The sequence below is a fragment of the Rhizobacter sp. P2_D12 genome (assembly GCF_056404395.1).
Genome location: NZ_JBFUEB010000152.1, coordinates 1 through 11046 on the forward strand (window position 1 = coordinate 1; position 11046 = coordinate 11046).

Below are 11046 nucleotides of genomic sequence, written 5' to 3' on the forward strand. Positions count from 1 at the left end.
GTGCTGAGCCTGCCGGCCGACCGGCCGCGCACCGCGGCATCCGGATCGGGCGCGGCCCGGCATCGCCTCGACCTGCCGCCGGACCTGCTGGCCGCGCTGAAACAGCGCGTTGCCGACAGCGGAGCGACGCTCTTCATGGGCCTGCTCGCGGCCTTCCAGGCCCTGCTGTTCCGCCACACCGGCCAGCCCGAGCTGCGCGTCGGCGTGCCGGTGGCGAGCCGGCACCGGCCGGAGACGGCGCGCGTGGTCGGCTTCTTCATCAACACGCTGGTGCTGCCGGCGCGACTCGCCGCGCACACCCCGCTGGGCGAGCTGCTGGCGCAGGTGCGCGACACCGCGCTCGAGGCCCAGGCGCACCAGGACCTGCCGTTCGACCACCTGGTCGAGGCCCTGCGGCCGCCGCGCCTGCCGAACGTGACGCCGCTGTTCCAGGTGATGTTCAACCACCTTGGCCAGGGCGGCAAGGCGCCCGCCGGCTGGCCGGCGCTGCAGGTGCGGCGCATCGACCTGGCCGAGCGCGCCGCGCCCTTCGAGCTGACGCTGGAGACGCAGGAGCTGGACGACGGCAGCCTGCGCGCCGATTTCCGCTACGCCGATGCGCTGTTCGACGCGGCCACCATCGCGCGGCTGGCGGCCCACTACGAGGCCTTGCTGCGTGCGCTGGTGGCCCGGCCGCAGGGCCGCGTCGGCGAGGTCGAGCTGCCGGGCGAAGGACAGCGGCGCTGGAGCGTCAACGACGAGCGCCATGCGTACGAGGCGCCGGTGCACCGGCTGTTCGAACGGCAGGCGCAGGCCCGCCCCGAGGCGCCGGCCTTGAGCTTCGGCGACGACAGGATGAGCTACGGCGAGCTGAACCGCCGTGCCAACCGTTGGGCGCACCGGCTGATCGCCGCAGGCGCCGGGCCCGAGACGCGCGTCGGCATCGCGATGGAGCGCTCGTTCGAGATGGTCGTGGGCCTGCTCGCGATCCTGAAGGCCGGCGCCGCCTACGTGCCGCTGGACCCGGAGCATCCGGCCGAACGGCTGGCCTGGATGATCGACGACAGCCGCATCGCGCTGCTGCTGACGCAGGCCCGGCTGCGCGAGCGCATGCCGGCCAGCGCGGTGCGGGTCCTCGACGTCGAGGCGTCGCAGGACGGACCGGATACCGATCCGGACGTTGCGCTGCACGGCGACCACCTGGCCTACGTGATCTACACCTCCGGCTCGACCGGCCGGCCCAAGGGCGCGGCCAACCACCACCGCGGGCTGCACAACCGGTTGGCGTGGATGCAGCAGGCCTACGGGCTGACGCGCCACGACACCGTGCTGCAGAAGACGCCGTTCGGCTTCGACGTCTCGGTGTGGGAGTTCTTCTGGCCGCTGATGGTCGGCGCGCGCCTGGCGATCGCCGCGCCGGGCGCGCACCGCGAGCCCGCAAAGCTGGCGGCGCTGATCCGGCGCGAGCGCGTGACGACGCTGCATTTCGTGCCGTCGATGCTGCAGGCCTTCCTGGCGCATGCCGAGGTCGAGCGCTGCGACAGCCTGGCCCGCATCGTCTGCAGCGGCGAGGCGCTGCCGGCGTCGGTGCAGGACGAGCTGCTGCGGCGCCTGCCGCGAGCGGCGCTCTGCAACCTGTACGGCCCGACCGAGGCGGCCATCGACGTGACGCACTGGACCTGCCGCGACGACGGCCGCAGTGCGGTCGCGATCGGCCGGCCGATCTCGGCGACGAGCGCGTGGGTGCTCGATGGGGGCATGAACCCGGTGCCGCCTGGCGTGCCGGGCGAGCTCTACCTGGGCGGCATCGGGCTTGCGCGCGGTTACCTCGGCCGGCCGGGGTTGACCGCCGAGCGCTTCGTGGCCGACCCGCTGGGCACCGCCGGCGAACGGCTGTACCGCACCGGGGACCTGGCCTGCTGGCGCCGCGACGGCCAGCTGGAGTACCTGGGCCGGCTGGATCACCAGGTGAAGATCCGCGGCGTGCGCATCGAGCTCGGCGAGATCGAGGCCGCGCTGCTGGCGCAGCCCGGCGTGCGCGAGGCGGTGGTGGTCGCGCGGCCGGCGGCCGACGGGCCGCGGCTCGTCGGCTACGTGTCGGGCGCGTCGCTCGACGGCGTCGGGCTGCGCGCGCAACTGGCGCAGCAGCTGCCCGACGCGATGCTGCCGGGTGCGATCGTGGTGCTCGACGGGCTGCCGCTGAACGCCAACGGCAAGATCGACCGCAACGCGCTGCCCGAGGCGGGCGTCGCGGCACGTCCCTTCGAGGCGCCGCGCGGCGAGATCGAGGCCGCGCTCGCCGCCATCTGGGCCGAGGTGCTGGGCATCGAGCGGGTGGGGCGCGGCGACCGCTTCTTCGAGCTCGGCGGCCATTCGCTGGCGGCGTTGCGCGTGCAGTCGCGCATCGAGGCGCGGCTGCAGGTGGCGATGCCGCTGCGCGAGGTCTTCGAGCACGGCTCGCTGGCCTCGCTGGCCGCGGCCGTGCAACGGGCGGCGCCGGCCGCCGACGATGAATCGCTGGATCGCATGGCCGACTGGCTCGTGTCGCTGGAGAACTGAATGCAGGCCAGGAAGCAGGAGATCGCCGCGCGCTTTGCGCGTCTGCCGGTCGACAAGCAGGGCGCCTTCCTGGCGCGCCTGCGCGAGCAGGGGATCGACTTCGGGCGCCTGCCCATCGTCGCGGTGGAGGAGCAGCCGGCCGTGCTGTCGTACGCGCAGGCGCGGCAGTGGTTCCTGTGGCGGCTCGATCCGGCGAGCACCGCGTACCACGTCGCCGGTGCGCTGCGGCTGCAGGGCCGGCTCGACGTGGCGGCGCTGCGCGCGAGCTTCTCGGCGCTGGTCGAGCGGCACGAGTCGCTGCGCACCGTGTTCGAGGCGACGCCGGAGGGCCTGGCGAGGCCGGTCGTGTTGCCGGCGGCCGAGGTCGGCATCGACGTCGACGCGGTGGACGAAGGCGGTCTCGCCGACGCGCTGCAGCGCATCGCCGAGACGCCGTTCGACCTGGAGCGCGGCCCGCTGCTGCGGCTGGCGCTGCTGCGCGTCGCCGCGGACGAGCACGTGCTGGCGGTCGTGATGCACCACATCGTCTCCGACGGCGCGTCGCTGCAGGTGATCGTCGACGAATTTGTCGCGCAGTACCGGGCGCGGCTGGCCGGCGGGGCACCGGTGTTGCCGCCGCTGCCGATCCGCTACGCCGACTACGCGCGCTGGCAGCGCCACTGGCTGGAGGCCGGCGAGAAGGCGCGGCAGCTCGCGTACTGGACGGCGCAGCTCGGCAGCGAGCAGCCGGTGCTGCAACTGCCGGCCGACCGGCCGCGCCGCGCCGATGGCCGCTACCGCGCGGCGCAGCACGCGATCGAGCTGCCGGCCGCGCTGCTGCAGGCGCTGCGCCGGCGTGCGCAGGCGGAAGGCGCGACGCTGTTCATCGCGCTGCTGGCCGGCTGGCAGGCGCTGCTGGCGCGCTGGACCGGGCAGCACGACGTGCGCGTCGGCGTGCCGATGGCGAACCGGCAGCGGCCCGAGACCGAGGGTCTGGTCGGCTTCTTCGTCAACACGCAGGTGCTGCGCAACGAGCTGCATGGGCGGCTGCGCCTGGCGCAGGTGCTGCAGCAGGCGCGCGATGCGGCGCTGGGCGCGCAGGCGCATCCCGACCTGCCGTTCGAGCAGCTGGTCGACGCGTTGCAGCCGGAGCGCAGCCTGGGCACGCACCCGCTGTTCCAGGTGCTCTACAACCACCAGCGCAAGGACGACGGCTGGCGCGCGCAGTTGCCGGGGTTGGTGGTGCAGGAACAGGCGCTGGGCGCGCCGGCGGCGCAGTTCGAGCTGGCGCTGGACACGATCGAGCGGCCCGATGGGCAGGTGCGGGCGGTGTTCAGCCATGCGGACGGGTTGTTCGCGGCCGAGACGATCGCGCGGCTCGCGCGCTTGTACCTGGTGGTGTTGACGGCGCTGGCGGAGCGCCCGCAGACACGGCTGGGGGAGGTCGAACTGTTCCGTGGCCCGGACGCCAATCCGGGATCTGTCGGACAAACCCCGGATTGGCATCCGGGCTACGTGCATCGGCTGTTCGAACGCCGGGCGGCCGAGCAACCGGATGCGCCTGCCGTCATCCATGGCGACGAGGCGGTGAGCTACGCCGAGCTGAACCGGCGCGCGAATCGCCTGGCGCACCGCCTGCGCGTGCGTCCCGAGGCCCGCGTCGCGGTGGCGCTGCCGCGCTCGGTGGAACTCGTGGTCGCGTTGCTGGCGGTGCTGAAGGCCGGCGGTGCCTACCTGCCGCTGGACCCGGAGCATCCCGCCGAGCGCCTGGGCTTCATGCTCGACGACAGCGGGGCCAGCTTGCTGCTGACCACCCGTGCGCTGCACCAGCGCATCGCCGGCGACCGCGCGCTGCCGGTGCTCGAACTCGACACGCTGCCGCTCGACGGCGAACCCGCGCACGACCTGGCGGTGCCGCTGCACCCCGGCAGCCTCGCCTACGTCATCTACACCTCGGGCTCGACCGGCCGCCCCAAGGGCGTGGCCGTCACGCACGGCCCGCTCGCGATGCACTGCCAGGCAACAGCCGGGCTGTACGAGATGGGCCCGCACACCCGCGAGCTTCATTTCCTGTCGTTCTCCTTCGACGGCGCGCACGAGCGGCTGCTGACGGTGCTGGGCTGCGGCGCCTCGCTGCTGCTGCGCGACGACGCGCTCTGGACGCCGGCGCAGACGCTGGATGCGATGCGTGCGCATCGCATCACGAACGCCGGCTTCCCGCCCGCCTACCTGCAGGCGCTGGCGCAGGGCGCGAAGGAGCAGGGCGACGTGCCGCCCCTCGCGCTGATCTCGTTCGGCGGCGAGGCCATGCCGCGCGCGGCGCTGCAGGCGGTGCGCGAACACCTGAGGCCCGGCCTGCTGATCAACGGCTACGGCCCGACCGAGGCGGTGGTCACGCCGATGCTGTGGAAGGCGCGCGGCGATGCGGCGCTGCCCGAAGCCGCCTACACGCCGATCGGCCGGCCGTGCGGCGACCGCACGGCGCAGGTGCTCGATGCCGACCTGAACCGGCTGCCGCCGGGTGCGGTCGGCGAGCTGTACCTGGGCGGTGCAGGCCTCGCGCGCGGCTACCTGGGCCGCGCGGCGCTGACGGCCGAGCGCTTCGTCGCCGACCCGTTCGATGCGCGGGGCGGCCGCCTGTACCGCACCGGCGACCTGGTGCGCTGGGGCGCCGATGGACAACTCGAATACCTGGGCCGCATCGACCAGCAGGTCAAGCTGCGCGGCTTTCGCATCGAGCCCGGCGAGGTCGAGGCGCAACTGCTGGCGCAACCCGGCGTCGCCGAGGCGGTGGTCACGGTGCAGACCGGGCCGGGCGGGGCGCGCCTGGTGGCCCACGTGACGGCACGGGCCGGCGCGGTGCTCGCCGGCACAGCGTTGCGCGAACGGCTGGGCCGCGTGCTCCCCGACCCCATGGTGCCGGCGGCGATCGTCGTGATGGACGCCTTGCCGCTGAGCCCGAACGGCAAGGTCGACCGGCGCGCGCTGCCCGAGCCCGAAGCGCCCGGCGATGCGCGCTACGAAGCGCCGCAAGGGCCGGTCGAGGAGGCGCTGGCCGCCTGCTGGGCCGAGCTGCTGGGCGTGGCGCGCGTGGGCCGGCACGACAACTTCTTCGAGCTGGGCGGCGATTCGATCCTGAGCCTGCAGATCGTCGCGCGCCTGCGCCGCGCCGGCTGGAAGCTGACGCCGCGCCAGGTGTTCGAGCGCCAGACGCCGGCCCTGCTGGCGCCGCTGGCCGAGCCCGAGCAGGCACCGGCCGCAGCGCGCGAAGCGGATGGTGCGGTGCCGCTGCTGCCGATCCAGTCGGCGTTCTTCGAGCTCGTGCAGCGCCGGCACCACCACTGGAACCAGTCGCTGCTGCTGCATTGCCGCGCACGGCTCGAGCCGGCCGCGTTGCAGCAGGCGCTGGTCGCCTTGGTGCGGCAGCACGACAGCCTGCGGCTGCGCTTTCGGCGCGATGCGTGCGGTGCGTGGCAGCAGGCCTACACGCCGGTGCCCGAGGGGCATTTGCGCGAACTGCTGTGGGTGCGCCGCGCTGTGACGGCGCAGCAGATCGAATCGCTGTGCGACGAAGCCCAGCGCAGCCTGGACCTGGCGCGCGGCCCGCTGCTGCGCGGCCTGGCGATCGAGGTGGCCGACGGCACCTGGCGATTGCTGCTCGCGGTGCACCACCTGGTGGTCGATGGCGTCTCGTGGCGCATCCTGCTCGAAGACCTGCAGTCGGCCTATGCGCAATGCCGCGCCGGCCAACCGGTGGTGCTGCCACCCAAGACCAGCAGCTACCAGGACTGGGCCTTCGCGCTGCAGGCCCACGCGCTGTCGGCGCCGCCCGCGCCGGACGACGCGCTCGCCGACGCACCGGTCGACCTGCCGTGCGACCGGCCCGACGGCGACAACAGCGCCGCCCGCCAGGTCACGGTGGACCTGCAGCTGGACGCCGCGCAGACCGAGGCGCTGCTCAAGCGTGCCCCTGCCGCGTACCGCACCCAGGCCCACGACCTGCTGCTGACCGCGCTGGGCCGCGCGCTGTGCGCCTGGAGCGGGCATGCGTCGATCCGCATCGACGTCGAAGGCCACGGCCGCGAGGCGCTGTCGCCGGCCCTCGACCTGTCGCGCACGGTCGGCTGGTTCACCACGCTGTTCCCGGTCGTGCTCGACCCGCTGGGCGAGCCGGGGGCTGCGCTGAAGCGCGTCAAGGAAGCGCTGCGCCGCATTCCGCGCCGCGGGCTGGAGCATGGCGTCTTCAAGCACATGGGCCCGCCCGACGTGCAACGCGCACTGCGCGCGCTGCCGCCGGCACGCGTCGTCTTCAACTACCTCGGCCAGTTCGACGGCAGCGTCGACGAGGCGGCGGCGTGGTTTCCGGCCACCGAGCGCGCGGGTGCATCGGTCGACGAGGGGGCACCGCAGGCGCACGATTTCTCGATCGACGGCCGCGTGTTCCAGGGCCGGCTCGCGCTTGCGGTGCGCTTCAGCGAGGCGCGCCACGAACGCGCGACGGTGCAGCGCTGGGTCGACGGCTTCCGCGACGAACTGCTGGCCTTGATCGCGCACTGCCTGGGCGCCGAACCCGGCCTGACGCCGTCGGACGTGCCGCTGGCGCGGCTGGACCAGGACGCGCTCGACGCGCTGCCGCTGCCGATCGACCAGGTCGACGACCTGTACCCGCTGTCGCCGATGCAGGCCGGCATGCTGTTCCACACGCTGGTCGGCAGCGCCGATGCGGCGGCCTACCGCACGCAGTTGCGCGTCGACATCGACGGGCTGGACCTCGGCCGCTTCCGGGCCGCGTGGCTCGCGGTGCTGGAGCGGCACGAGGTGTTGCGCAGTGGGTTCCTCGCCTCCGTGGAGCCGCCGCTGCAGTGGGTGGCGCGGCGCGTCGAGCTGCCCTGGTCGGTGCAGGACTGGCGCGGCAGGGATGCCTCGGAGGTCGACGGCCATGCCCAGGCGGAACTCGCCACGGGCTTCGACCTGGCCCATCCGCCGCTGATGCGGGTGGCGCTGCTGCGCACCGCCGACGACCGCCACCACGTCGTGTGGACCGCGCACCACCTGCTGCTGGACGGCTGGAGCAGCTCGCAGCTGATGGGCGAGGTGCTGCGCGAGTACGCCGGCGCGCCGCGGCCGGTGCAGGCCGGCCGCTATCGCGACTTCATCGCGTGGCTGCAATCGCGCGATCCGCGTGCCGGCGAGGCGCATTGGCGCGAACAGCTGGGCCGCCTGCACGAGCCGACGCGGCTGGCCGCGGCGCTGCCCAAGCCCGACGACCCGGCCCCCGGCCAGGGCGGGCACCGCCGCACGCTCGATGCCGCACGCACGCAGCGCCTGGCCGATGCGGCGCGGCGCGAGCGCGTGACGGTCAACACGCTGGTGCAGGCGGCTTGGGCGCTGGTGCTGTCGCGCTGCACCGGCCAGCGCACGGTGTGCTTCGGCAGCACCGTCGCCGGCCGGCCGGCCGAGCTGCCGGGCGCGCAGCAGATGCTGGGGCTGTTCATCAACACCTTGCCGGTGATCGCGACGTTGCGCGCGAACCAGCCGGTGGGTGACTGGTTGCGCGAGCTGCAGGCCCAGGGCCTGGAAGCCCGCGAGCATGAGCACACGCCGCTGGTCGAGATCCAGCACTGGGCCGGGCACGGCGGGCAGGGGCTGTTCGACAGCCTCGTGGTGTTCGAGAACTACCCGGTCGATGCCGCGCTGAAGCAGGCGGCCCCCGGCGGGCTGCGCTTCGGTGCGGCAAGCACGCGGGACGACACCCACTATCCGATGACGCTGGCCGTGCACCAGGCAGCAGAGCTGGTGTTCGACTACCGCTACGCGCACGACGCGTTCGGCGCAGCGGCGGTGGCGGCGCTCGCGGCGCAGGTCGAGCAGGTGCTCGAGCGCTTCGTGCAGGCGCCGCAGGCCTCGGTCGGCACGGTCGAGCTGGCGGATGCCGCGCAGCGCCGGCGCCTGCTGCAGCAGGGAGAGAACCCGCTGCCGGCCGCGCCCGACGAGCCGGTGCATCGCCTGATCGAGCGCCAGGCGCGCCTGCAGCCGCAGGCGCCGGCGCTGCTCTTCGGCGAACGCACCTTGAGCCGCGCGGCGCTGAACGAGCGCGCCAACCGGCTGGCGCACCGGCTGATCGCGCAGGGGGCGGGGCCCGAGGCGCGTGTCGGCATCGCGCTGGATCGCTCGGTCGAGATGATCGTCGCGGTGCTGGCCGTCCTGAAGACCGGCGCGGCCTACGTGCCGCTGGACCCGGCGTACCCGGCCGAGCGGCTGGCGGCGATGGTGGTGGACAGCGGCATCGAATTGGTGCTGAAGCAGGTCGACGAGGCCGACCTGGCCGATGAACCGGCGAGCGATCCCCAGGTGGCCGTGCATCCCGACCAACTGGCCTATGTGATCTATACCTCCGGCTCGACCGGCCGGCCGAAGGGCGTCGGCATTTCGCACCGCGTGCTGTCGCGCCATGCGCGGGTCGCGATCGGCTACTACGGACTCGTACCCGGCGACCGCGTGCTGCAGTTCGCGTCGCTGAACTTCGACGCATTCATCGAGCACCTGTTCGCGCCGCTGGTGGCCGACGCCGCCGTCGTGCTGCGCGGGCCCGAGGTCTGGGACAGCGACACCTTCCACCGCGAGCTGCTCGCGCGGCGCATCAGCGTGGCCGACCTGACGAGTGCCTACTGGTTGTTGCTGGCGCAAGACTTTGCGCGCCATGGCCCGCGCGACATGGGCGCGCTGCGCCAGGTGCATGCCGGCGGCGAGGCGATGGCGCCCGAAGGCCTGAAGGCGTGGCGCGAGGCCAAGCTGTCGCAGGTGAGGCTGCTGAACACCTACGGGCCGACCGAGGCCAGCGTGACCGCGTCGGTGCTGGACTGCACGCCGTATGTCGACGGCCGTCGGTCGTTGCCGGCGCAGGTGCCGATCGGCCGCGCGCTGCCGGGGCGCGCGCTGCGCATCGTCGATGCCGACCTGCACCCGGTGCCGGACGGCGTGGCCGGCGAGCTGTGCATCGGCGGCGCGCTGCTGGCGCGTGGCTACCTCGGCCGGCCGGGGCTGACCGCCGAGCGCTTCGTCGCCGATCCGTTCGATGCGCACGGCGGGCGGCTGTACCGCACCGGCGACCTGGTGCGCTGGGGCGACGGTGGCGAGATCGAATACCTGGGACGCATCGACCACCAGGTGAAGCTGCGCGGCTTCCGCGTCGAGCTGGGCGAGATCGAGGTGCAGTTGCTGGCGCAGCCCGAGCTGCGCGAGGCGGTGGTGCTGGCGCGGCCGTCGGCCGGGGGCCTGCGGCTGGTGGCCTACGTGTCGCTGAAGCCCGGTGCGGCGATCGAGCCCGCGCAGCTGCGCGAGCGGCTGGCGGCGGTGCTGCCGGACTACATGCTGCCGTCGGCGCTGGTGACCCTGCCGGCGCTGCCGCTGAATGCCAACGGCAAGGTCGACCGCCATGCGCTGCCGGAGCCGGCCTTCGAGGGCGACGCCACGCAGCCGCCGCTGGGCGAGACCGAGCAGAAGCTGGCGGCGATCTGGTGCGAGGTGCTGGGCCTCGAACGCATCGGCCGGCACGATCACTTCTTCGAGCTGGGCGGGCATTCGCTGCTCGCGGTGCGGCTGGTGGCCGAGGTGAAGCGGCAGTTCGGCGTCGAGCTCGCGCTGCGCAGCCTGTTCGACCGGCCGGTGTTCGCCGATTTCGCGGCCGCCTTGCCGCTGCAGCCGGCCGCCGGTGTCGGCCGGCTTGCTGCCTTGCTGGATGAACTGGAAGAGACCCTGGAATGACACTGGACCTGGTTTCGCTGTCGCGCCGCTTCGTGCAGTTGCCGGCTGGCAAGCGGCGGGCGTTCGTCGACCGCCTGCGCGCCGAAGGCCTGGATTTCGCGGCACTGCCGATGCTCGCGCGCGACCCCGCCGCCGCGGTGCCGCTGGCGCCGGCGCAGCGTGCGCTGTGGCTGGCGTGGCAGCGCGCGCCGCAGTCGCCGGCCTACAACCTGGCCGGGCGGATGGTGATCCGCGGCGATTGCAGCGTCGACGCGTTGCAGGCGGCGCTGCGCCGGCTGGTCGAACGGCATGCGGTGCTGCGCACGCGCTACGGGCTGGATGCCGACGGGCAGCCGGTGCAGCGGGTGCAACCCGAGCCGGTGTTCGGCTGGGCGCTGTGCGCGGGCGATGCAGCGAACGACTTCGCGGCGCTGCCGTTCGACCTGGAGCACGGGCCGGTCTTCCGGGCCGCGTTGCATTGCGCCGAGGATGGCGCGAAGAGCCTGCTGCTCGGCGTGCACCACATCGCCGCCGATGGGGGATCGGTCGGGCTGCTTCTGCAGGAGCTGGCAGCGCTGCTGCGGGGCCAGGCGCCCGACGCGCTGGCGCTGGGCTATGCCGACCACGCGCTGTGGCAGCAGCGCTGGCTGGAGGCCGGCGAGCTGGAGCGGCAGCGCAGCTGGTGGTGCGAGGAGCTGCGCGGTGCGCCGCTCGCCACGACCCTGCCGCTGGACCGCCCGCGCAGCGCCCGGCGCAGTGCGCGCGGCGGCTTGCTGCGGTTCACGC

The 11046-nt window shown here is 73.8% G+C and carries 3 protein-coding genes; all 3 read left to right on the plus strand.

Translation table 11 applies throughout. The features are described from left to right. A partial coding sequence (locus AC1DYN_RS29565; protein WP_477965849.1) for an amino acid adenylation domain-containing protein occupies window positions 1-2538 on the plus strand: 2538 nt, incomplete at its 5' end. Next, complete coding sequence (locus AC1DYN_RS29570; RefSeq protein ID WP_477965858.1) at window positions 2539-10281, plus strand: amino acid adenylation domain-containing protein; 7743 nt, start codon at window positions 2539-2541, stop codon at window positions 10279-10281. It abuts the gene before it with no gap. Then, window positions 10278-11046: condensation domain-containing protein (locus AC1DYN_RS29575; protein WP_477965864.1), on the plus strand; the 769-nt coding region annotated here is incomplete at its 3' end. The genes AC1DYN_RS29570 and AC1DYN_RS29575, both read left to right, overlap by 4 nt.